The sequence below is a fragment of the Streptomyces sp. NPDC086989 genome, assembly GCF_044745505.1.
GTDB lineage: Bacteria > Actinomycetota > Actinomycetes > Streptomycetales > Streptomycetaceae > Streptomyces.
In genome coordinates, this window is the sequence record NZ_JBIVAL010000003.1 from 278317 (window position 1) to 301871 (window position 23555).

General features: G+C 74.2%; 18 protein-coding genes. 11 read left to right on the forward strand and 7 right to left on the reverse strand.

The features are described from left to right. Positions 1-32: 32 nt before the first annotated feature. From ACIPK4_RS08000 to ACIPK4_RS08015, 4 genes are all read right to left on the reverse strand, one after another. A complete protein-coding gene (locus ACIPK4_RS08000) occupies positions 33-1346 on the reverse strand; it encodes a hypothetical protein (RefSeq protein WP_402310060.1) in 1314 nt (437 codons plus the stop codon). A gap of 242 nt (positions 1347-1588) precedes the next feature. Beyond that, positions 1589-3073, reverse strand: coding sequence for an MFS transporter (locus ACIPK4_RS08005; RefSeq protein ID WP_402310063.1), 1485 nt, complete (start codon positions 3071-3073; stop codon positions 1589-1591). Between the two features lie 78 nt (positions 3074-3151). Next, positions 3152-4135 carry an NADPH:quinone reductase gene (locus ACIPK4_RS08010; RefSeq protein ID WP_402310065.1) on the reverse strand — a complete coding sequence of 328 codons (984 nt, stop codon included), beginning with the start codon at positions 4133-4135 and terminating at the stop codon, positions 3152-3154. A gap of 259 nt (positions 4136-4394) precedes the next feature. Continuing rightward, positions 4395-4973, reverse strand: a complete 579-nt coding sequence (locus ACIPK4_RS08015) for an NADPH-dependent FMN reductase (RefSeq protein WP_054221647.1) — start codon at positions 4971-4973, stop codon at positions 4395-4397. Between the two features lie 328 nt (positions 4974-5301). Here ACIPK4_RS08015 and ACIPK4_RS08020 point away from each other — a divergent pair, with 328 nt between their 5' ends. Both ACIPK4_RS08020 and ACIPK4_RS08025 read left to right on the forward strand, forming a co-directional pair. Continuing rightward, the gene (locus ACIPK4_RS08020) at positions 5302-6201 is read left to right on the forward strand and encodes a pirin family protein (RefSeq protein ID WP_402310068.1); all 900 of its coding nucleotides are present in this window, start codon (positions 5302-5304) and stop codon (positions 6199-6201) included. A gap of 122 nt (positions 6202-6323) precedes the next feature. Then, the gene (locus tag ACIPK4_RS08025; RefSeq protein WP_402310071.1) at positions 6324-6530 is read left to right on the forward strand and encodes a hypothetical protein; all 207 of its coding nucleotides are present in this window, start codon (positions 6324-6326) and stop codon (positions 6528-6530) included. Between the two features lie 737 nt (positions 6531-7267). Here the strand turns inward: ACIPK4_RS08025 and ACIPK4_RS08030 are convergent. Next, a complete protein-coding gene (locus ACIPK4_RS08030) occupies positions 7268-7819 on the reverse strand; it encodes a DoxX family protein (RefSeq protein WP_402310073.1) in 552 nt (183 codons plus the stop codon). 297 nt (positions 7820-8116) lie between these two features. After that, the gene (locus ACIPK4_RS08035; RefSeq protein WP_402310076.1) at positions 8117-8788 is read right to left on the reverse strand and encodes a TetR/AcrR family transcriptional regulator; all 672 of its coding nucleotides are present in this window, start codon (positions 8786-8788) and stop codon (positions 8117-8119) included. 165 nt (positions 8789-8953) lie between these two features. Between ACIPK4_RS08035 and ACIPK4_RS08040 the strand changes: the two genes are divergently transcribed. The 9 genes from ACIPK4_RS08040 (at position 8954) to ACIPK4_RS08080 (ending at position 22201) form a co-directional block, all read left to right on the forward strand. Further along, complete coding sequence (locus ACIPK4_RS08040) at positions 8954-9520, forward strand: SRPBCC family protein (protein ID WP_054221642.1); 567 nt, start codon at positions 8954-8956, stop codon at positions 9518-9520. Between the two features lie 64 nt (positions 9521-9584). Continuing rightward, the gene (locus ACIPK4_RS08045; protein ID WP_054221641.1) at positions 9585-11180 is read left to right on the forward strand and encodes a class I adenylate-forming enzyme family protein; all 1596 of its coding nucleotides are present in this window, start codon (positions 9585-9587) and stop codon (positions 11178-11180) included. After that, positions 11180-12385 carry an FAD-dependent oxidoreductase gene (locus ACIPK4_RS08050; protein WP_402310078.1) on the forward strand — a complete coding sequence of 402 codons (1206 nt, stop codon included), beginning with the start codon at positions 11180-11182 and terminating at the stop codon, positions 12383-12385. The genes ACIPK4_RS08045 and ACIPK4_RS08050 overlap by 1 nt, the downstream gene beginning before the upstream one ends. Continuing rightward, positions 12382-14379 (forward strand): FAD/NAD(P)-binding protein, encoded by a 1998-nt coding sequence (locus ACIPK4_RS08055; protein ID WP_402310081.1) that lies wholly within the window; start codon positions 12382-12384, stop codon positions 14377-14379. Before ACIPK4_RS08050 ends, ACIPK4_RS08055 begins: the two co-directional genes overlap by 4 nt. Beyond that, positions 14376-15794, forward strand: a complete 1419-nt coding sequence (gene pcaB, locus ACIPK4_RS08060) for a 3-carboxy-cis,cis-muconate cycloisomerase (protein ID WP_402310083.1) — start codon at positions 14376-14378, stop codon at positions 15792-15794. Before ACIPK4_RS08055 ends, pcaB begins: the two co-directional genes overlap by 4 nt. Before the next feature lie 54 nt (positions 15795-15848). Next, positions 15849-17261, forward strand: coding sequence for an MFS transporter (locus ACIPK4_RS08065; protein ID WP_402310086.1), 1413 nt, complete (start codon positions 15849-15851; stop codon positions 17259-17261). Further along, positions 17254-19479: a molybdopterin oxidoreductase family protein gene (locus ACIPK4_RS08070; protein WP_402310089.1), complete on the forward strand. Its 2226-nt coding sequence runs from the start codon at positions 17254-17256 to the stop codon at positions 19477-19479. The genes ACIPK4_RS08065 and ACIPK4_RS08070 overlap by 8 nt, the downstream gene beginning before the upstream one ends. Continuing rightward, on the forward strand, positions 19476-20993 hold the full coding sequence (locus tag ACIPK4_RS08075; protein WP_402310092.1) for an FAD-dependent oxidoreductase: 1518 nt from the start codon (positions 19476-19478) through the stop codon (positions 20991-20993). Before ACIPK4_RS08070 ends, ACIPK4_RS08075 begins: the two co-directional genes overlap by 4 nt. Beyond that, positions 20990-22201: an FAD-dependent oxidoreductase gene (locus ACIPK4_RS08080; RefSeq protein WP_402310094.1), complete on the forward strand. Its 1212-nt coding sequence runs from the start codon at positions 20990-20992 to the stop codon at positions 22199-22201. Before ACIPK4_RS08075 ends, ACIPK4_RS08080 begins: the two co-directional genes overlap by 4 nt. An 82-nt stretch (positions 22202-22283) precedes the next feature. Here the strand turns inward: ACIPK4_RS08080 and ACIPK4_RS08085 are convergent, their stop codons facing one another. Further along, a complete protein-coding gene (locus ACIPK4_RS08085) occupies positions 22284-23477 on the reverse strand; it encodes an acyltransferase family protein (RefSeq protein WP_402310097.1) in 1194 nt (397 codons plus the stop codon). Positions 23478-23555 lie beyond the last annotated feature (78 nt).

Consider the following 23555-nt stretch of genomic DNA (forward strand, 5'->3'; position numbering starts at 1 on the left):
GGCGACGGCCGGGCCGGCTCGGCGCCGGGGCGCTAGTCGGCCGGTTCCGCGGGGGCGGCGGCGGGCATGCCGGGCAGTCCGAGGCCGGTGAAGACGGCTACCACTGTGGTCCCGAGGTCGGCCATGACGTTCGTGGCCTTGGCCTTGGCGTCGGTCGTGCAGTTGCAGGGGCCGGCCGCCTTGGCGACTTCGTCGATGGAGGCCTTGAGGTGGTCGACGGCGGCGGTCACGGCGTCCAGGCGGGCGCGGTTCACGGCCCGGTTCATCCCGGCCGGCGCCACGGCCGGCACGGCGGCCGGAAGCGTGACGGGCTTGGCCTCGGCCGGAGGCTTCACGACTGCCGCCGGGGGCACGGCCGGCTGCGCGGCTTCAACCGGCTTCACAGCCTCCGCGGGCGGCTTGACGGCCTCGACCGGGGGCTTCACGGCCTCGGCCGGAGGCTTCACCGCTTCCGCCGGGGGCTTCACAGCCTCCGCGGGCGGCTTGACGGCCTCGGCCGGGGGCTTCACAGCCTCCGCCGGGGGCTTGACGGCCTCGACCGGGGGCTTGACGGCCTCGACCGGAGGCTTCACGACCTGAGCCGGGGGCTTCACAGCCTCCGCCGGGGGCTTCACAGCCTCGACCGGAGGCTTCACGACCTGAGCCGGGGGCTTCACAGCCTCCGCCGGGGGCTTCACAGCCTCGACCGGAGGCTTCACGACCTGGGCCGGGGGCTTCACGGCCTCCGCCGGGGGCTTCACAGCCTCGGCCGGGGGCTTCACAGCCTCCGCGGGCGGCTTCACGACCTGGGCCGGGGGCTTCACGGCCTCCGCCGGGGGCTTGACGGCCTCGACCGGCGGCTTCACTGCCTCGACCGGGGGCTTGGCCGGGGTGGCCGGGGGCTTGGCCGCCTCTGCCGGGGGTTCGTCCACCGGGTTCTCGTCCGCCGGTGCGTTCGGCAGGACCACCGGGGTCACCACCGGGGCCACCACCGGGGTCATCGGCGTGTTCGCCGGCGGCTTGGCCGCGGCCTCGGGGGCCGCCGGGGCCGCCGCCGCGAAGGTCTTCCTCAGGCTGGCGAGCGCAGCCTCGATCTTCTGCTTGTGCGCGGCCAGGTCCGCGTCCGGGAGCTTGCCGTCCGGTGACCTCAGGACCTCCCCGAGGAAGTTGGTGACCGGGGTGATCAGGCTGCCTGCGGCACCCAGGGACTCGACCTGCGCGGTCAGCGCCTCGGCGCCGGGGATGGCCTTCTTCGCCGGAGTGGTCGCCTTGGTGGGGGCGTCGGCGGCACCGGCCAGACCGGGGGACGCGCCGAGCAGCGTCACGCAGAGGGCGGCGGGGAGGGTGTAGCGGGTGATGCGGTGCAAGATGCTCTCCTGTTCAGAGTCGGGGGGCACGGGGTTCGCCCCTGTCCACTCACCGCCACGCCGTCACATTCGGCAACCGGAGACGCGGCCGCGCCCCCCTCCAAACACACCGTGAATCACTGACCAAAACCCGCCTACCTGCACATATATCGTCAGCCACCCCGCTTGCTGCACCCGTGCCACCGTCACCTTGAGTGACCCTGGTCGGGTCCGGGACCTCCACCCCGGCCTGCCCCCCTTGGTCAGGCCGGAGTGGAGGAGTGTTCTGCCTGCCGTTCGGCGGTCCGCGGCCGCTCCCGGCGGACCGGGCGGCGGTCCGGCGCCAGCCCGTACCCGGCCAGGCCGATGGCCAGGACGAACACCGCGCAGGCCGCCTCGAAGGCGAACGCGTACCCGCCGGTCGCGGCGGCCGGATCACCGGCGGCCAGCAGGGTGGCCGTGCGGGCGTCGGCGGCGGAGGTGATCAGGGCGAGGCTGATGGTCGGACCGGCCAGGATGGCCGTGTTGACCACCGCCCCGGCCAGCGCGGACTGCTCCTCCGGGACCCCGCTGACGGCCCCCACGACCGCGGCGGACATCAGTGTGCCGATCCCCGCCGACAGGATGACCAGCCCGGCCAGGACGCAGGGGGTCGAGCCCGTGCGCAGCCCCACGCCGCCGATGAGGAACAGCCCCGCGGCGATGACGGCCAGTCCGCCGACCGCCACCGCGCGGACGCCGTGGCGGGCGACGATGCGCCCCGCCAGGAAGCCGACGCCGAGCAGCATCGCGCTGTACGGGATGAAGGCCAGCGCGTTCTGGAAGGCCGAATAGCCGCGCACCTGCTGGAAGTAGAGGGCCAGCAGGAAGGCGGTGCTCGCACCGATCGCCGGGCCGAGCAGCGCACAGACCAGCGCGGTCGCCCGGCGGCGCGAGGCGAGGAAGGCGAGCGGCAGCAGGGGTGCGCGGACGCGCTGTTGGGCGGCGACGAACACGGCGAGCAGGACCGCGCCGAGGGCGAGCGGGGCGAGCACCTCGGTGGCGGCCCAGCCGTGCGGGCCGACCATCACGAGGCCGTAGCCGAGGGTGGAGAGCGCGAGCGTGCCGAGCACCGCGCCGAGAAGGTCCACGGGGACCCGTACGGGGGCCGGCCCGGCCGGCAACGAGCGGGGGGCCAGGGCCAGTACGGCCGTGGCCGCGGCGGCGAGCAGCCCGAAGCTCCACCGCCAGGTCAGCCAGGTGACGAGCGCTCCGCTGAGGACGATGCCGACGGCGGCGCCGAGGCTGGCCAGCAGACCCCAGCGGGCCAGGGCGGCGGCCCTGGCCCGGCCTTCGGGGAAGACGACCCGCAGGAGGGCCATGGCCGCCGGGGCGGCGAGGGCGGCCCCGCAGCCCTGAAGGAAGCGGGCGGCGAGGACGGTGTGCGAGCTGGGGGCCAGCGCCGCGGCGAGTGAGGCGACGGCGAACAGGGCCGTGCCCCGGGTGAACAGCCGGCGCTGCCCCGTCCGGTCGGTGAGCCGGCCGCCGAGCAGCAGCAGGCCGCTGAAGGCGAGGCCGTAGGCGGCGCTGTCGAGGATGAGGTCGATCCGGCTCAGGCCGAGTTCCCGCTGCATGGCCGGGCCGGCGGCGAAGGTCACCGACACCGAGGCGTTGAGCAGGAGTTGCACGGCGCCGAGGATCGCGAACCGCACCCAGGTGCTGCGCGGGGCGGCCAGGGCCTGGGCCTGGGCCTCCGGGGAATCGTCCATGCGGCGAGTCTGGCAGTCACTGTCAGCGGCAGGGGGCGCCGCCGACTCAGTCCGTCAGGTCGGCCGGCGGGGTCTGCGTCAGGACTCCTTCGGCAGCAGGACGACGCGGCTGCCGTGCAGTTCGCCGTCCTCGATGCGCCGGTGCGTACGGGCCGCGTCCGACAGCGGAGCCCGCTCGATGGAGCGGGCGCGCAGCCTGCCGTTGGCCAGCAGGCGGTTGATCGCCCCAGCGGCCTCGGCGAGTTCGGCCGAGGTGGCGTGCGAGATCACGAAGCCGACGACGGAGCCGTCCTTCATGTAGAGCGGCCCGGCCGGCAGGACGGGCTGGGAACGGGCACCGGCGAGGAGCACGATCCGGCCGCGGGGCGCGAGCAGGGCGACGGCTCCGGCCAGGTCGTTCGTCCCGGAGGTGTCGATGTGGACGTCGACACCTCCGGGGCTGAACTCGCGTATGCGGTCGTCGAGGTCGGGGTCCTTGTAGTCGAAGACGGCCTCGGCGCCGAGCTCGAGGCAGTGGCCCGCGTCCCGCGCCGAGGCGGTGGCGATGACCCGGGCACCCGCCTCGACGGCCATGACGATCAGGGCGCTGCCCACGTTCCCGGCGGCGCCGGCGACGAGGACGGTCTCGCCGGGGCGGATGCGGCCGTGGGTGAAGAGGGCGAGGTAGGCGGTGCCGGCGGGGTGCACGACGGCGACGGCCTCGGCGGCGTCCACGGCGGCGGGCAGGCGGTAGAGCCGGTCGACGGGGACGACGGCCAGTTCGGCGGCGGCGCCCTGGCGGCCGCCGTGGCCCAGGCTGTTGCACCACACGCGGTCGCCGGGCGCGAAGCCGGGCGCGCCGGGTCCGGCCGCTACGACCGTGCCGACCAGGTCGCGGCCGATCACGAACGGGAACTCGACGGGGGTGCGGAAGAGCCCGGACCGGACGAAGGTGTCCACGGGGTTGACGGAGACCGCCTCGACCTCGACCAGGACGTCCGTGGGGCCGGGGGCCGGAGGGGCGACGTCGCCGTAACGGATGTTCTCGGCGGGGCCCAGTTCTTCGATGAAAGCTGCACGCATGGGGCGATCCTCGCAAGGGCCCGGGGTGTTCGCGCACCGTGTCGGGAAGGCTTCGTCAACTCCCGGAACGGGGCGCAAGCCGCCCGGAAACCGCCCGGAAGCCGCCGGGGAGCCGCCCGGGAGCCGCCGTGGTCATGGCCGGATCCGGGCATGACCGAAGGGCCGCTACGGGGGTGTGAGCGGCCCTTCGGAGAGGGGGGGAGCGTGCAGGAGCTGGCGACTCCGGCCGGGGGGGTTCAGCGGACGGACCGGCTGCGGATCAGAGGCCGGCCTCGGCGATGGCGCGGGTCTCGCGGATCTTCGTACCGAGCGCGGAGAGCAGCTGCTGGAGGATCTCGACGGTGGTCTCGTCCGTCAGGTTGCCGTGCTCGTCGAAACGCTCGTGGGCGCGGAAGATCTGCAGCTCCGGCTTGCCGACGACCTTGGAGTCCGTCCACAGGAACATCTGGCGCAGCGCGAGCTGGGCGCGGACGGTGCCGAAGTTGGTCGGCGCGGCGCCGGCAATGGCGACCGGCTTGCCGGTCAGCGAGGAGGCGAGGGCCGGGCGGCTCGCCCAGTCCAGGGCGTTCTTCAGGACACCGGGGATCCCGTAGTTGTACTCGGGGGTGGCGATGAAGAGGCCGTCCGCCTCGGCGATGCGGCGACGCAGGTCGGCCACGGCGACCGGCGCGGGGTCGACGTCGTGGTCGGTGTCGTAGGGCGGGATGTCGCGCAGGCCCTCGTAGATCTCGATGGCCAGGTCACCGGGGGCGAACTTCTGGGCGGCGCGCACGAGGGCGCTGTTGTACGAGGCGCCGCGCAGGCTGCCGGAGATGGCCAGGATCTTGAGCTCGGGCATGAACTGTCCTTCCGCGAAGGTGACATGCGCAGCGAATGCCGTGCCCGGCATGCCCCTGCGAGTTGAACGTCGGTGAATGAGCAGGAGTCTGTCCGCGCACGGGGCGCACCGACAACGGCGGACGGCCGTATCTGTCATCTGTCGGCGGGCCGGTCGGTGAGCGGGAGGCGGGCCGGCCGGTGCGCAGGACTCGGGCCGGTCGGTGCGCAGGACTTGATCGGGGACGGTCCCTCCCGTATAACTGACATCGAACTGAACTGAACTGTATGGTTCATTACAGCTCATCACCACCGGAGAGCGACGACCGCGAACGACGAGAGAAGGCATCATGACCACGCTGGGTTCCGCCACCGCCACCGCCACCGCCACCGCGCTCCGATCGGTGGCCGACGTGGTGCAGCCGGTGCACACGCTGGAGGGCGAGGGCTTCCCGGTCCGCCGCCCCTTCCCCACCCCGCGGATCCCGCAGCTGGACCCCTTCCTGATGGTCGACCAGGTCGGCCCGGTGGACCTCGGCCCGGGTGAGCCCAAGGGCGCCCCCGACCACCCGCACCGCGGCTTCGAGACCATCGCGTACGTCCTGGAGGGCGACATCGAGTACGCGGACTCCACCGGCAGCCGCGGCGTGGTGCCGCCCGGTGCGGTGCAGTGGCTGACGGCGGGCGCGGGCGTGGTGCACTCGGCCCAGCCGACGGACGCCTTCCGCACGGCCGGGGGCCTGCAGCACAACCTCCAGATCTGGGTGAACCTGCCGGCCTCCCGCAAGGGGCTGCGTCCGCGCACCCAGAACCACACGGCGCAGGAGATCCCGGTGGTCCGCACCCTGGACGGCTCCTGGTTCAAGGTCATCGCCGGCTCCGCGCTCGGTGTGACCGGGCCGTTCGACACGCAGGTCCCGGTGACGGTCGTGCACGCCTCGATCGCGCCCGGCGCGAGCGCGGAACTCCCGGCGCCGGCGGGCCGCAACGCGGCGGTGTACGTCCTGTCGGGCAGCGGCAGGGTCGCCGCGCGCGAGCTGGCCGACGGGGAACTGGCCGTCCTCGCCGACGACGGCGGCGCCGTCCGCGTCGAGGGCGGTCCGATCGGCGCCGACCTGCTCTTCCTGACGGGCGAGCCGATCGGCGAACCCGTCTTCCGTGCCGGCCCGTTCGTGATGAACACCGCCGAGGAGATCGACCAGGCCTTCGACGACTACGCGGCGGACCGCCTGGGCCGCTACGAGGACTGATCCCGGTCGCCGGACCCGACCACGACGGGGGGCACCGCGCCGGCTTCCGGCGGGTGCCCCCGGTGGCATTTCGGGCACGTAGCTACGATCTTCGCGTCATACAGGGGCACGGAGGGGGCGTCATGAGGCTGGTCTGGCTGGTGTGGCTCGTGCGGCACTTCGAGGAATTCGGCTACAGCCACGGGGTGTTGCGGGGCGTCATCGGCACGGTGGCCGTGGCCCTCACCGCCCTGCTCGTCGGGTACACCTTGCGCCGCTCCCGACCGGCCGCCCTCGCCGGCGCCGCCGCGGCCGCCGCGGCGGGCGTCACCTGGCTGACCCTGCACTGACGCCACGGGCGACGCGGGCGCGGGCGGCAGCGCGCGAGCGCGGCCAGCGGCGCAGGACGCGGGTAGCGCGCGGGCGGCGGCGCGGGCGCGGGCGGCGGCGCGGGCGCGGGCAGCGGCGCGGGCGCGGGCAGCGGCGCGGGCGCGGGCAGCGGCGCGGACAGCAGCGCAGGCGCGGACGGCAGCGCGCGGGCAGCAGCCAGGACGCGGGCGCGGGCAGCGGCGCGGACGCGGACGGCAGCGCGCGAGCAGCAGCGAGGACGCGGGCAGCAGCCAGGGCGCGGGCGTGGGTAGCGCGCGGGCGGCGGCGAGGACGCCGGCAGCAGCGCACGGGCGCGGACGCGGGTGGCAGCGCGGGCGTGGGCGCAGGCGCGGGCAGCAACGCGCCGACAGCGGCGAGGACGCGGGCAGCAGCGCACGGGCGCGGACGGGGGTGGTGCGCGGGCGCGGGTTCGGCGTGGGCGCGGGCAGCGGCGAGGACGCGGGCGGCAGCGCGGGCGGCCGTGGTCCCCGCGGCCGGGAGGAATGACCGGTCTGCACAGACGCGGACAGCGACGCGCATGCGGGCGGCAGCGCGGGCGCGGACGCGGGCAGCGGCGCGGACGCGGAGAGATGCGCGGACGCGGACGGCACGCGCGGACAGCAGCGACGCGGGCAAAGGCGGGCAGCGGGGCGGGCGCGAACGGCAGCGCAGACGCGGGCGGCCGCGCGGGCAGCGCAGGGGGCGGGGAGCGCCGGGGTCAGTCGCGCAGGAGGACGACCGCGAAGCCCGCCACCACGCCCAGCAGGATGCCGAGTACGCCGTACCGCGGCCTCGACTCCCGCAGTACGGGGAGGAGGTGGTCGGCGGAGAAGCGGCCCGGCCCGGTGAGGGTCAGGGCCACGACCCCGGCCAGCAGCACCGTTTCGAGCTCCACGCCCTTGGGGGCGAAGTAGGTCCCGGGGTTCCGCACGGCGAGGATGTTGACGAAGACGCCGATCAGGGCCGCGCCCGCCAGCGGCGTGAGCAGGCCGAGGGCGAGGCCGAGCCCGCCCAGCGTCTCGGACAGGCCGGCGACGACTGCCATGGTCTTTCCCGCCGGGTACCCGCTCGCGGTGAAGCCCTTGCCGAACGCGTCGAGCCCCGGACCGCCGAACCAGCCGAAGAGCTTCTGCGTGCCGTGGGCGGCCATGGTCAGACCGACGACCAGCCGCAGCACGAGCAGGCCGACGTCATGGGTGACGGTGGTGACGGGGGCGGCGGGACCCGAGGCGGCGCTGAGGAGCGAGCGTTCCCATTGCTGCGACGTCATGAACGTCCGTCCGTTCTTCCGCTTCTGCCTCCCCCGTGCGCGATGGCCACCCTAAGGGCTGTCCCGTGGGCCCTGGTGGATCGGCGCGCGGCGTCGGATGCGGTGCATCGCAAGCGGAGGGGCGTCCCCGTACTGGGCGTATTCGGGCGTTCCGACGACGCAACGAGGTGCCGTAGCCGGCGTCGTGCGCCCGCCGGGGATGACGGGACGGCCCTGAGGACGCCCGGCGGCCACGGCCCCGGCGAAACGGCGGGCGGCCGGGCCGGTGACCCGTTCGGCTCCCCCCTCCGGCCCCGGTCAGACCTCGTTCACGGCGTACTGGTGGAGGAACATGTCCACGCCGCCCTGGATGAGGCGCTCCGCGAGGTCCTCGTCGAGGGCCGTGCCGTACACCCCGTAGACCAGGTGGGGGGACAGGACCAGGCCGGAGAGCTGGAGGACGGCCAGCTCCATGTCGGGGATGCGGAGCAGACCGCGGTCGTCGAGCCGGCCCAGGGCCGTGGCCAGGGCCGCGTGCTGGCGGCCTGGGCCCTCCTCCTGCCAGGTGGCCCCGAGTTCGGGGAAGCGGTGGCGCTCGCCCGCGATCACGTTGCGCAGCGCCAGCACCTCGGGGGTGGTGAGGCCGGCGACCCAGGTGCGGCAGGCCTCCAGCAGGTCGGTGCGGACGTCGTCCGACTCGGCGAGCTTGGCCTGGATCACCGACTGGGCCACTTCCAGCGCCTCGTCGAGCGTCTGCCCGATGACGGCGTTGAACAGGTTCTCCTTGCTGCCGAAGTGGTTGTAGATGGTGACCTTGGAGACGCCGGCCTCGGCGGCGAGCTGGTCCACTCCGGCCCCGAAGCCCTCGCGGAGGAACACGGTGCGCGCCGCCTCCAGGATGGCCTCGCGCTTGCGCGCCGCGCGCGCCCCCGTGGGAACGGCCTGGTGGGGCTCGGTGGTGCCGGTCCGTGCGCTGCTCCGTGCGGTCATGTCGGTCCCTACTCCTCGGAAGTGCGGTGCCCAGTCTAGATCCCAACTGAACTGAACCGTTGCGTTCAGTTGAACTGAACTGTATGGTTCAGGAAGTGGGAGGCGCCAAACACGGCGCCGAAACACCGCAGTTGAGACGTTCCAGTCCAAAGGAGGCCCATCCCCATGAGCGACACCCAGACGCCCCTCTTCCGGTCGCGAGCCCAGATCCACGTCTCCGCCACGCCGGCCGAGGTGTACGCCGTGGTCACCGACCTGGCCCGGAGCGGCGAGTGGAGCCCCGAGTGCCTCGGCGGGGAGTGGACCACCGGAGCACCCGGCGCGGTCGGCTCGGTGTTCCACGGCGAGAACGAGCGCAGCGAGGACGTCGTCTCCTGGGCCCCCGTGGTGCGCGGCAAGTGGTCGACCTACGCCGAGGTCGTCGCCGCCGAGCCGGGCCGGACCTTCCAGTGGGCCATGCACAACAGCTCCGGCGAGAAGCAGGACAGCGTCTGGGGCTTCTCCATCGAGCCCGACGGCGAAGGCAGCCTGCTGGTCCACCACTTCCGGATGGGCGCCGCCACCGAGGGGATCACCGGCATCACCGCCGAGATGGACGAGGACCGCAAGCAGCAGTTCTTCGCCGAGTGGGGCGAGAAGGTCGCCGGCGACCTCGCCACCACCCTCGAACGCATCAAGGTCGTCATCGAGAAGGACCTCGCCGGGAACGGCCCCGTCCGGACCGGCGCCTGAGCACCCCGAACCGTCCGATTCGGCACCTCACCTCCATCACAGCTGACGTGGAAAGAGCCAGACGATGATTCTGCAGCGCATCGGGAACAAGGGAATCCGGCTCGGGACGCTCTTCGAGCGGGCCGCGAGAAAGCATCCGACGAACGTCGTGATCCTCGACCACGACCTGGACATAGCCCCGGCCCTGGGCCGCCGGGCGACGGTGGCCGAGGTCGCCGACCTGATCGACGACTTCGCCTCCCGGCTCTGGGCCGCCAAGGTCCGCCCCGGCCGCAGGGTCGTCGTCTACAAGTCCGACGGCTTCGACATCACCCTGCTGGCCTGCGCGGTCGCCCGGATCGGCGCCGTCCCGGTGCTGCTGTCCCCCAAGCTCGACGGCGAGACCGTCGCCGAACTCGTACGCCGCACCGACCAGCCCTACCTGCTCACCGACCAGGACAAGCTGGAGACCGAGCTGCCCGCCTCGGTCTTCGCGGAGGCCGAGCAGGTGCTGCTCACCTCCGGCAGCTACCAGGAGGCCACCGAGCTCGCCTCGCTCGCCGGGGTGCCCCGGGTCCCCGCCGTGACCATGCCGCCCGAGCACCCGACGCTCATCACGCACACCTCCGGCACCACCGGCACCCCCAAGCTCGCCGTCCACACCGGCGCCACCCTCCAGGCGCGCTACCGCCCGCAGGCCACGATCACCAAGCCGCTCATACCGGGCCGCGAGACCATCGCCATGCACGTCTCCTTCGTCCACTCCCGGCTGATCACCGCCCTCGCCATCTCCCTCTTCCGCGGCTTCCCGATCGTCGTCCTCGCCGACTCCGACCCCAAGCAGGCGGCCGACCTGTTCGCCCGGCTGCGCCCCGGCATCCTCGAAGCCCACCCCAACTCCTTCATGGAGTGGGAGGAGATGGCCGACGACCCCCGCGGGCCGCTGTCGAACGTGAAGCTCTTCAGCAGCACCTTCGACGCCATCCACCCGCGCACCGTGCAGCGGCTGCTCAAGGCGACGAAGCGCAGGGCACCGGTCTTCGGCCAGCTGTACGGGCAGAGCGAGATCGGCCCGGCCGTCGCCCGCTCCTTCTCCAAGCGCCGCGGGCTCGACGCCGACGGCCGCTGCGTGGGCATGCCCTTCCCCGGCATGACCGACGTCCGCGTCGTCAGCCGCAACGGACTGCCGCCGTCCGAGACCAACCCGGGCTTCATCGAGGTCAAGAGCGACGGCCGGATCGTCACCTACCTCGGCGAGCAGGAACGTTACGACAAGCAGGTCACCGACGGCTGGTGGCGCATGGGCGACGTCGGCTACCGCACCAAGTGGGGCTGCGTGCACCTGCTCGACCGCGAGGTCGACCTGATCGAGGGCTTCGGCTCCACCCTCGCCGCCGAGGACACCCTCTTCACCCGGCTGGACGAGCTCGCCGAGGTCATCATCATCCCCGACGAGAGCGGCCGCGCCGTCCCCGTCGTCTGCACCAAGGACGACAAGCCCCTCGACCCGGCCGCATGGAAGGCCGCCACCGCGGGCCTGCCCGCCATGGCGGACCCCGTCCAGTGGCGCCAGTCCGACCTGCCGCAGACCGCCACCACCAAGATCAAGCGGCTCGAACTCGCCCGCCTGATCGCCTCCGGCGCCGGCGCCGGCCAGCAGCGCACCGAGGAGAAGGTCTGATGTCGAAGCTGATCGTCGTCGGCGGCGGAATCGGCGGCCTCGCCACCGCGCTCGCCACCGCCCGTCAGGGCCACCGGGTCCTCGTCCTGGAGCGCGCCCCCGAATTCGCCGAGATCGGCGCCGGCATCCAGCTCGCCCCCAACGGCCTGCACGCCCTCGACCGCCTCGGCCTCGGGGACGCCGTCCGCTCCACCGCCGTCCGGATGGACGAGCTCCGGTTCATGGACGGGGTCACCGGCCGGCACGTGGTCAGCATGGACCTGACCGAGCGCTACCGCGAGCGGTTCGGCAACCCGTACGCCGTCGTCCACCGCGCCGAACTCCACACCAAGCTGCTGGAGGCCTGCCAGGCCTCCGAAGCCATCGAACTGCGCAGCGCCGTCACCGCCGTCGGGTACGAGCAGGACGCCACCAGCGCCTCGGTCGTCCTGGAGGACGGCGAGCGGATCACCGGCGACGCCCTGATCGGCGCCGACGGCATCCACTCCGCGATCCGCGCCCAGCTCGTCGGCGACGGCGCGCCCCGCAACTCCGGGATCACCGTCTACCGGGCCGTCATCCCGATGGAGCAGGTCCCCGAGGAGCTGCGCCACCTGACCTCGGTGACCTGGTGGACTGGCCCGCACTGCCACTTCGTGCACTACCCGATCGCCGGCGGCAAGTACCTCAACCTCGCGGCCAGCAGCGACAACCACGCCACCGAGGCCCTCGCCGGAGTCCCCGCCACCGCGGACGACATCCGCCGTGAGTTCGCCGCCCTCGGCGAGGACGCCCAGCGCCTGCTCGCCCTCGGCGAGGGGTGGAAGTCCTGGGTCCTCGTCGACCGGGACCCGGTCGACACCTGGACCGACGGCCGGGTCGCCCTGCTCGGGGACGCCGCCCACCCGATGCTCCACTACGTGGCGCAGGGCGCCTGCCAGGGCCTGGAGGACGCCGTGATCCTGGGCGACCTGCTCGACTGCGGCTCCGGCGAACTCCCTCAGCGCTTCGAGAAGTTCAACGCCGAGCGGCACGAGCGCACCGGCAAGATCCAGCTCCTCGCCCGGGAGAGCATCAAGCTCTGGCACACCTCGGGCGACGCCGTCGCCACCCGCAACGAGCACCTCTCGGCCCTCACCACCGACCAGCTCCACGACTACGTGGCCTGGATGCACGGCGCCCGCACCCTCGACGAGAACACCGCCCCGAACGGAGAGCAGCGATGAACACGAACCAGGGACAGAAGCAGGGACACCTCCAGGTCGCCATCATCGGCGCCGGCCCGCGCGGCCTCTCCGTACTGGAGCGCCTGTGCGCCAACGAGCGCCGCAACCCCACGCACTCCGCGGTCACCGTCCACGTGGTCGACCCCTCGGCGCCCGGCGCCGGCCAGGTCTGGCGCTCCGACCAGTCCCAGCACCTGCTGATGAACACGGTCGCCTCCCAGATCACCATCTACACCGACGACAGCGTCCGCACCGAGGGCCCCATCGAGCCGGGTCCGAGCCTCTACGAGTGGGCCAAGGACGTGGCCTGCGGCTCCGCCGACGAGGCGACCCTGGCCGAGGCCCGCCGACTGGGCCCGAACACCTACCCGACCCGCGCCTTCTACGGCAGCTACCTGCGCGCCACCTTCGAGCGGGTCGTCGCGAACGCCCCCGCGAACGTCACCGTCGAGGTGCACCGTTCCCGGGCCGTGGCCATGGCCGACACGCACGGCAGCCCCGGCGGGCAGCAGGGCATCCGGCTGGAGAACGGCACCCGCCTCAACAAGCTCGACGCGATCGTGATGGCGCAGGGCCACGTACCGGCGCGGCTGACGCCCCGCGAGGCGAAGACCGCGAGCCTCGCCCGGATCCACCACCTCACGTACGTCACGCCCGCCAACCCGGCGGACCTGAACCTGAACGTCGTCAAGCCCGGCGAGAACGTCCTGCTGCGCGGCCTCGGCCTGAACTTCTTCGACCACATGGCGCTCTTCACCGCCGGCCGCGGCGGCGAGTTCGTCCGGCAGGAGGACGGCCGCCTCGTCTACAAGGCCTCCGGCAACGAGCCGAAGCTGTACGCCAGCTCGCGCCGGGGCATCCCGTACCACGCCCGCGGCGAGAACGAGAAGGGCGCCTACGGCCGCTACCTGCCGCGCCTGCTCACCCCCGGGAAGATCGCCGACCTGCGCCGGCGCTCCGAGGACGGCGAGGGCATCAGCTTCTCCGCGGACCTGTGGCCGCTGATCTCCCGCGAGACCGAGAGCGTCTACTACGGCACCCTGCTGGAGACCCAGGGCCGCGGTGACGAGCGCGAGGGCTTCACCCGGCGGTTCCTGTCCCTGGAGTCCGCCGAGGACCGGGACTCGCTGCTGGACGTCTACGGCATCGACGCGTCGCAGCGCTGGGACTGGGAGAAGCTCTCCCGCCCCTACGGGGACCGCGAGTTCACCAGCCGTGAGGACTTCCGCGACTGGCTGGTCGGCTACCTGGCCAAGGACGTCGAGGAGGCCCGGGCCGGCAATCTGAGCGGCCCCCTCAAGGCGGCCCTGGACACGATGCGCGACCTGCGCAACGAGATCCGCCTCGCGGTGGACCACGGCGGCCTGACCGCCGACTCGCACCGCGACGACCTGGAGGGCTGGTACACGCCGCTCAACGCCTTCCTCTCCATCGGTCCGCCGGCCTCGCGCATCGAGGAGATGATCGCCCTGATCGACGCCGGGGTGCTCGTCCTGACCGGTCCCGGGACCGAGATCCGCGTCGACACGGCCGCCGGTGACGACGCCACGTTCATCGCCGCCTCCCGCACCGTCCCGGGCGAAGCGATCCGCTCCACGGTCCTGATCGAGGCCCGCCTGCCCGAGCCGGACCTGCGCCGCACCGACGACCCGCTGCTGCGCCACCTCCTCGACACCGAGCAGTGCACCACCTACCGGATCTCCGGCCCCGACGGCGCCAGCTACGAGTCCGGCGGCCTCGCGGTCACCGAGCGGCCCTACCGGCTCCTCGACGCCCGCGGCCGCGCCCACCCGCGCCGGTTCGCGTACGGGGTCCCCACCGAGTCCGTGCACTGGGTCACCGCGGCCGGCATCCGCCCCGGCGTGGACTCGGTCACCCTCGGCGACTCCGACTCCATCGCCCGCTCCGTCCTGGCCCTGCCGGCCGCGACGGTCGTCCCGCACGGCGTCGCGCCGCTGCCGGCCGAGACCGACCTGACGGGCGTCCTGGTATGAGCGCCGCCGCGTACGACGCGCTCACCGACGCGGGGCTGCTGTCGCCGGTACGGGCCGGCACCCCCGCCGAGGAGGCCGTCTCCGACCTGGCCTGGCTCCAGGCCATGCTCGACGCCGAGGCCGCCCTGGCCCGGGCCCAGGCCCGGCTCGGGACCCTCCCCGGGGCGGCCGCCGAAGCCGTCACCCGTGCGGCGCGGGCCGAGAACCTCGACCTGCGGGCCCTGGCGCTGGCCGCCCGGGAGACCGCGAACCCGGTGGTCGCCCTGGTGCAGGCGCTGACCCGGGTGGTGGCGGAGCAGGACACGCAGGGCACCGGGGCCGCCGAGTACGTGCACCGCGGATCCACCAGCCAGGACATCTTCGACACCGGCGCCATGCTGGTGGCCGGCCGGACGCTGAAGCTGATCCGGGCCGATCTGGCCCGGACCGCCGAGGCCCTGGCCCTGCTGGCCGGCGAGCACCGCGACACGGCGATGGCGGGACGCACGCTGGCCCTCCAGGCCGTGCCCACCACCTTCGGACTGAAGGCGGCCGGCTGGCGGCAGCTGGTCCTGGACGCCGACCGGCGGCTGGCCCGGGTGCAGGAGGACGGGCTTCCGGTGTCGCTCGGCGGCGCGGCCGGCACGCTCGCCGGCTACCTCGAATACGCCCGGATCGACGGCGCGAAGCGCTCCCCGGAGCCCGGCGCCTACCTGGACGACCTCGTCGGGGCCTTCGCGGACGAGACCGGACTGGCCCGGCCCGCGCTGCCCTGGCACGTCCTGCGCACCCCGATCGCGGACCTCGCCGCCGCGCTCGCCTTCACCGCCGGAGCCCTCGGCAAGATCGCGATCGACGTGCAGAACCTGGCCCGCACGGAGGTCGCCGAGGTCGCCGAGCCGGCCGTGGCCGGCCGCGGCAGCTCCTCGGCCATGCCCCACAAGCGCAACCCGGTCCTGAGCACGCTGCTGCGCAGCGCCGCCCTCCAGGTGCCGGTGCTGGCCACCGGGCTCGTGCAGTGCCTGGTCTCGGAGGACGAGCGCTCGGCCGGGGCCTGGCACGCCGAATGGCAGCTGCTGCGCGAATGCCTGCGGCTGGTCGGCGGCGCCGCCCACACGGCGGCCGAGCTCGCCGCCGGACTCACGGCCCGGCCGGAACGGATGCGGGCCAACCTGCTGCTGACCGGCAGTCAGGTGGTGTCGGAGCGGATCGCGGCCGTGCTGGCGCCGGAGTTGGGCAAGGCAGCGGCGAAGCAGCTGCTGACGCGGGTCTCGGCCGAGGCCGAGGCGAGCGGCCGGCCACTGTACGAACTGCTTGCGGCGGAGCCGGTGTTCGCGGGACGCCGGAGCACGCAGGAGCTGGCGCAGCTGTGCGATCCGGGCGCGTACACCGGAGGCGCGGGCGCGCTGGTGGACAAAGCCCTGGCCCTTAAGTGAACTGAACTGTATGGTTTACATAGTTAGCCGCCACGAACAGAAAGCCGAGGAGCCATGACGCCGCCGCCCGCACGGCCCGCAACCCGACGCTGGATCGAGGACTGGGACCCCGAGAACGAGGAGTTCTGGCAGCGCTCCGGCAAGCGGACCGCCCGCCGCAACCTGATCCTCTCCGTCCTCGCCGAGCACGTCGGCTTCTCGGTGTGGAGCATGTGGTCGGTCCTGGTCCTCTTCATGTCGCCCGCGATCGGCCTGGGGTTCACCCCCGCCCAGAAGTTTCTGCTCGTCGTGGTCCCCACCCTGGTCGGCGCCGCCCTCCGGCTCCCCTACAGCTACGCCGTGACCCGCTTCGGCGGCCGCAACTGGACCGCCTTCTCCTCGGCCGTCCTGCTCGTCCCCACCCTCGCCGCCCTGTACTTCGTCCAGCGCCCCGGAACCCCGCTGTGGGTTTTCCTGCTGATCGGCGCCGCCTGCGGACTCGGCGGCGGCAACTTCGCCTCCTCGATGACCAACATCACCGCCCTCTTCCCGCAGCGCCTCCAGGGCTGGGCCCTCGGCATCAACGCGGGCGGCGGCAACCTCGGGGTCGCCGCGGTCCAGCTGATCGGCCTGCTCGTCATCGCCACCGCGGGCAGCACCCACCCCGCCTACGTCATCGCCGTCTACCTCCCCCTGATCGCGGCCACCTCCCTGCTCGCCGCGCTGAGGATGGACAACTTCGCGGCCGTGCGCAGCGCCCCCGGCGCGCAGCGCGAGGCCGCCCGCAACCCGCACACCTGGTGCATATCCCTCCTCTACGTCGGCACCTTCGGCTCCTTCATCGGCTACGGCTTCGCCTTCGGGCTGGTCCTGCAGAGCCAGTTCGGCGCCACCCCGCTCCAGTCCGCCTCGTACACCTTCCTCGGACCGCTGCTGGGCTCCCTGTTCCGGCCGCTCGGCGGCCTGCTGGCCGACCGGTGGGGCGGGGCCCGGATCACCCTGCTGACGTTCTGCGCGATGGCGGCCGGCACCGGCGTCCTGCTGCTGGCCTCCGCGCAGGGCTCGTACGGGCTGTTCATCGTCGGCTTCACCGCCCTGTTCGTGCTGACCGGCATCGGCAACGGCTCGACGTACAAGATGATCCCGGCGGTCTTCGCCCGGCAGGCCCAGGACGACGTCACCTCGGGCCACGACGCGCAGGCGGCCTTCGCCAGGGCCCGCCGGCTCTCCGGTGCCGTCATCGGGATCGCCGGTGCGGTCGGCGCCCTCGGCGGGGTCGGCGTCAACCTGGTCTTCCGCAGCGCCTACAGCGGCACGGAGAAGTCCGGCGAACCGGCCTTCGTCGCCTTCCTCGGCTTCTACGTGGTGTGCGTCCTGGTCACCTGGGCCGTGTACCTGCGGCGGCGCCCGCAGGACGCGGTGGCCACCGCGGCGGCCACCGGGACGACGGGGGGCACGACGGTCCGGGCGGAGGTCTCCCGTGTCTGACCTCCGCCGCACCACCCCGACCACCGAAGCCGCCGAAGCCACCGCGACCACCGGCACCGAGACCACCGGCAACGCCGGCGCCCGGGCGAGCGGCACCGTCACCACCCACTGCCCCTACTGCGCCCTCCAGTGCGGCACCCGGCTCACCCGCCGGGACGGCCGCACCGCCGTCGAGCCGACCTCGTTCCCGGTGAACCGGGGCGGGCTGTGCCAGAAGGGCTGGACGGCCCCCGCCCTGCTCGACACCCCCGGCCGGCTCACCCGGCCGCTGGTGCGCGGCGCGGACGGCCGGCTCGCACCCGCCACCTGGGAGAGCGCCCTCGACACGATCGCCGCCCGGCTGCAGGAGATCCGCGCCGCACACGGCCCCGACGCGGTGGGCGTCTTCGGCGGGGGCGGGCTCACCAACGAAAAGGCCTACCAGCTGGGCAAGTTCGCCCGGGTCGCCCTGGGCACCAGCCAGATCGACTACAACGGCCGGTTCTGCATGTCCTCGGCGGCGGCCGCGGGTTCGGCGGCCTTCGGGCTCGACCGGGGCCTGCCGTTCCCCGTCACCGACCTCGGCGGCGCCGACGTGATCCTGCTCGCCGGGGCCAACCCCGCCGAGACCATGCCGCCGCTGATGCGCCACCTGACCGGAGCGCAGCTCATCGTCATCGACCCGCGGCGCACCGCCACCGCCGAGGGCGCCGCCCTGCACCTCCAGCCGGCGCCCGGCACCGATCTCGCGCTGGCGCTCGGCCTGTTCCACCTCGCCGTCGTCGAGGGCCGCACCGACCGGGGCTACCTGAACAAGCGGACCACCGGCTTCGACGCCGCCTGGGCGCGGGCCGCGGCCTGGTGGCCCGAGCGGGTCGAACGGGTCACCGGGGTCCCGGTCGCCGAGATGCGCGAGGCGGTCCGGCTGCTGGCCGGCGCGGAGCGGGCGTACGTACTGACCGGGCGCGGAGCCGAACAGCACAGCAAGGGCACCGACACGGTCGCCGCGTTCATCAACCTGGCCCTCAGCCTCGGCCTGCCCGGCCGCGAGGGCAGCGGCTACGGCTGCCTCACCGGCCAGGGCAACGGCCAGGGCGGCCGCGAGCACGGCCAGAAGGCCGATCAGCTGCCCGGCTACCGGATGCTGACCGACCCCGCCGCGCGCGCCCACGTCGCCGGGGTGTGGGGCGTGGACCCCGACGTGCTGCCGGGCCCCGGCCGCAGCGCGTACGAACTCCTCGACGCGCTCGGCACCGGCGGCGGCCCGCGCGCCCTGCTCGTCTTCGGCTCGAACCCGGTGGTCTCGGCGCCGCACGCCGCCCGGATCGCGGACCGGCTGAACTCCCTGGACCTGCTGGTCGTCGCCGACTTCGTACCGTCCGAGACGGCGCGGATGGCGGACGTCGTCCTCCCCGTGACCCAGTGGGCCGAGGAGGAGGGCACGATGACCAACCTCGAAGGCCGGGTGCTGCGCCGCCGCCGGCTGCTGTCCCCGCCCGGCGAGGCCCGCAGCGACCTGGAGGTGCTGCACGGCCTCGCCGTCCGGCTCGGCCAGCCCGCGCACCGCTTCCCGGCCGCGCCCCGCGAGGTCTTCGAGGAGCTGCGGCGGGCCTCGCGCGGCGGCCCGGCCGACTACTCCGGCATCAGCTGGGAACGGCTCGACGCGGGCGAGGCCCTGCACTGGCCGTGCCCCGCGACCGCCGGGGACGAGGCGGCGCACCCCGGCACCCCCCGCCTGTTCCTCGACGCCTTCGCCCACCCGGACGGGCTGGCCCGGTTCGCCGAGGTCGAGCACCGCGACGGCGCCGAGACGCCCGACGCGGCGTTCCCGCTGTACGCGACGACCGGGCGGGTGCTCGCCCAGTACCAGTCGGGCGCGCAGACCCGCCGGATCCCGGAGCTGGCCGCGGCCGCGCCGGAGGCCTTCGTGGAGGTGCACCCCGACACCGCCGCCCGGTACGGCCTGGCCGACGGCGACGCGGCCGAGGTCAGCTCGGCCCGCGGCAGCACGCTGGCCCGGGTCCGGCTGGTCCCCTCGCTGCGGACCGACACGGTGTTCCTGCCGTTCCACTTCGCCGGGGCCGGCCGCGCCAACCTGATCACCAGCCCGGCGCTCGACCCGCGCAGCCGGATGCCGGAGTTCAAGGTGTGCGCGGTGCGGATCGGGCCCGCGCCCCTTGCGGCGCCCCTTGCGGCGCCCCTTGCGGCGCCCGGGACCGCGGAAGCGGTCCGGCCGTGAGCGCGGGCGAGGTGCTGGTGGTCGGCGCGGGACCCGCCGCGCAGCGGTTCGCGGAGCGGCTGCGCCACCATGGACACCGCGGCGGCGTGACCCTGCTCGGCGCGGAGCCGCAGGCCCCCTACCAGCGGGCGCTGCTGTCCTGCGTCCTGGACGGGACGCTGCCGGCCCCCGCCCTCGCCCTTCCCGCGCTGCCCGCGGGCACCCGCCTGCACACCGGGGTCACGGTGACCCGGATCGACCGCGCCCGGCGGCTCGCGTACGGGGACGACGGCTCCGTACACCCCTACGACACGCTGGTCCTGGCCACCGGGTCCCGCGCGGTCGTCCCCCGCATCCCGGGGCTGCCGGCCGGGGCTGCGGCGGCGCTGCGGACCCTCGCCGATGCCCGGCGGTGCGCCGGCGGGCCGCGCGGGGCCGCCGTCGTCGTCGGCGGCGGGCCCCTCGCGGTCGAGTCGGCCGCCGCACTGCGTCGCGCCGGACACGAGACGGTGCTCGTCCACCGCGGCCCGCACCTCCTGGACCGGCACCTGGACGCCGCCGGGGGCGTGCTGCTCACGCGGGGCCTGGAGGACCTCGGGATCGAGGTCCACACCGGCCGCACGGCCGTCGGGTACTGCGCCGGCAAGCTCACCCTCGACGACGGCCGGGTCCTCGCCGCCGACACGCTGCTGCTGTGCACCGGCGTCGTCCCCGAGACCGGGCTCGCCCGCCGGGCCGGACTCACCGTCCGCACGGGCGTCGTCGTCGACGGGCTGCTGCGCACGGACGACCCGCACATCCACGCCATCGGCGACTGCGCCGAACACCCCGGGGACACGGCCGGACACCTCGAACCCGCCTGGGCACAGGCCGAGTCCCTGGCCCGGACCCTCACCGGAACCCCGGTGCGCCACCTCGGCACCCGGCGGATCACCCGGCTGCGGGTGCCCGGCGTCGACCTCGTCGTGCTGGGACGCGGCGGGCCGGCCCCCGAGCGCGCGGAGGTGGTCGCGTTCTCCGACCCGGCGCGCCGCCGCCACGCCCGCCTCACCCTGCACGGCGGGCGGATCACCGGGGCGGTGCTGCTGGGGCTGCCGAGGGCCATCGCCGCCGTGAGCCGGCTCCACGAGCTCGACCTGCCGGTGCCGGCCGGGCGGCTGGAGTTCCTGCTCGGCATCGCACCGGCCGCGCCGGGGGCCGACGCGCTCCCCGACGAAGCGGTGGTCTGCCGCTGCAACAACGTCACCAGGCACACCATCACCGAGGCCTGCCGGTCCGGGGCCGCCGACGTGGCGCAGGTCGCCGCGGCGACCCGGGCCACCACCGGCTGCGGGGGCTGCACGGACGCCGTCCGCGCCCTCTGCCGGGCCCTCCCGGCGGGTCGTGACGCCGGGCCGGACGTGACGCCGCGGGACCGGCGCGACGCGCCGCCGACGCCGGCCGGACCGGCCGCGGACCAGGACCACGGGCCCGGCGATCCGGCCGGCGCGACCGACGAGCCGGGGCGTGCGCCCCGAAGGAGTGGGGAACGATGACCAGGACCCTCGTCGTCGCCGGACACGGCATGGCCGGACACCGGCTCGTGGCCGACCTGCGGTCCCTGGACACCGCCGGGCTCTGGCGGATCGTGGTCCTCGGGGAGGAGCCGCACCCCGCGTACGACCGGGTCGCGCTGTCCTCGTACCTCGACGGCCGCAGCGCCGCGGACCTCGCCCTGGCCGGGCCCGGCTTCGCCGACGACCCGCTGCTGGAGCTGCGGCTGAACACCGGCGCCGCCGCCGTGGACCGGGCGGCGCGCACCGTGACCACCACCGCCGGTGACGTCGTCGCGTACGACGCGCTCGTCCTGGCCACCGGCTCGCGGCCGTTCGTCCCGCCCGTACCGGGCCACGATCTGCCCGGCGCCTTCGGCTACCGCTCGCTCACGGACCTCGACGCGATCCGCGCCGCCGCCGTACCGGGCCGCCCCGGCGTGGTGATCGGCGGCGGACTGCTCGGCCTGGAGGCCGCGAACGCGCTGCGGCTGCTCGGCATGGAGCCGCACGTGGTGGAACTCGCCCCTCGGCTGATGCCGTTGCAGGTGGACGCGGCCGGCGGCGCTGTCCTCGGGCGGCGCGTCGCGGAGCGCGGGCTGCAGGTCCACTGCGGGGTGGCGACGGCCGCGCTCCGGGCGGGCCCGGACGGCGCGGTGGCCTCGGTCGCCCTGGCCGACGGCAGCACCCTGGACGCCTCCCTGGTGGTGTTCTCGGCGGGGGTGCGGCCGCGGGACGAGCTCGCGGGCCCGGCGGGCCTGGCCACGGGCGAGCGCGGCGGGTTCCTCGTCGACGAGCTGTGCCGGACGCGGGACGAGCGGATCTGGGCGATCGGCGAGTGCGCTGCCGTGTCGGGGCGCTGCCACGGGCTGGCCGCGCCGGGCTACCGGATGGCGGCCTCGGTGGCGCGGCAGCTGCTGGGCGGGGCCGGGGACCCGTTCGGGGAGGCGGACCTGTCCACGAAGCTCAAGCTGCTGGGCGTGGAGGTGGCGAGCTTCGGCGACGCGCACGCGGCGACGGCGGGCGCGGTGGAGCTGAGCCGGCTGGACGAGGCTGCGGGCACGTACGCGAAGCTCGTGCTGGACGCGGACTGCGCCACCCTGCTCGGCGGCATCCTCGTTGGGGACGCGCGCGCGTACGGCGAGCTGCGGCCCTACGTCGGCCTGGGCCTGCCGGCGGCGGGGCACCGGCTGCTGGCCCCCGCGGCCTGAGCCCCGTACGGCGTGCGGCGCCGGACGCACGACACCGCCCTTCGGGTTCCGGAACCCGAAGGGCGGTGCGGGGAGGGCCGGGTCAGACGGTTTCGAGCGTGCGGTCGTCCCGGACGGCGGCCTCGGCGGCCGCGGCCTTCGCGGCCCTGGCCTTGCGCGAGCTGGAGAAGCGGCGCGTGATCGGCGCCTCCACCCAGGCGTACAGGGCCCAGGAGAGCAGCACCGCGACGACGATCTGGGCGGCGATCAGGGCGATGCCGGCCGGGGTCGAGTAGAGCTGGTCCCCGAGCAGTTCGCGGGAGTAGGCCAGGACGATGTAGTGGAGCAGGTAGAAGGCGAAGGAGATCTCGCCGAGCCAGATCATGAACCGGTTGTTGAACGGCGTCGGCTTGTTCTCGGCGTCGCGCAGGGCGACGGCCGCGATCAGCAGCACGATCGGGACGAGGGTGACCGAGCGCTGCGCGTACAGGTGCTCCACGTTCATCGCGATGCCGTACGTGACGGCCAGCAGCAGCGCGGACCAGGTCGTGCCGATGTTGCGCCAGCGGCCCGCCATCACGGCGCGGGCGACGAGGATGCCGAGGGCGAAGTCGAGCAGCCGGACGGGCGGCAGGACGTACGCGAACCAGTACTGCACGGTCGAGGTGCCGTCGGCGCCGGGCATCTGCATGCCGCCGCCCGGGATGACCGCGTAGGTCAGCGTCGGGGTGAGGAAGATCGCGGCGACGACGCCGGCGATCCAGTACTTGAGCCGCGCCGGGTCGATCCTCTTGATGAACAGGAACAGGGCCGGGAAGGCGAGGTAGAAGATCGCCTCGGCGCCCAGGGACCAGCTCGGCGGGTCCACGCTGAAGTTGGTGGCGAAGTCGGGCACCCACACCTGCACCATCAGCAGGTTGACCACGGCCTGCCAGGGCTTGGTCATGACGGCCGCGAAGGTGACCAGCGCCAGCGCCCAGGTGATCACGTAGTTCGGGTAGATCTTGACGAAGCGGCGGCGCCAGAAGGCGCGCATCGTGTCCTGGTCGCGGGCCGACCAGGTGAGCACGAAGCCGCTGAGGACGAAGAAGAAGGTGACGCCGAGGGCGCCGGCCTGCGAGGCCCACTTGGCGAACGCGTCGTTGGCCGAGTCGTCGGCGAAGAGGCGGATCCACGGGACGCCGAGGGAGGCGTGGAAGAAGAAGACCAGGAGGGCGGCGGGGAAGCGCAGGCCGGTCAGCGACGGGAGCCGGGGCGGTCTCGCGGGTCTGGAACCGACCGTTCCATTCATGGACATGACAAAGACGCTCCTTGTGCGGTGTCGGGAGGGTGGGCGGGGCGTGGGGGGATGGCCGTACGGAAAGGCGGGTCCGGA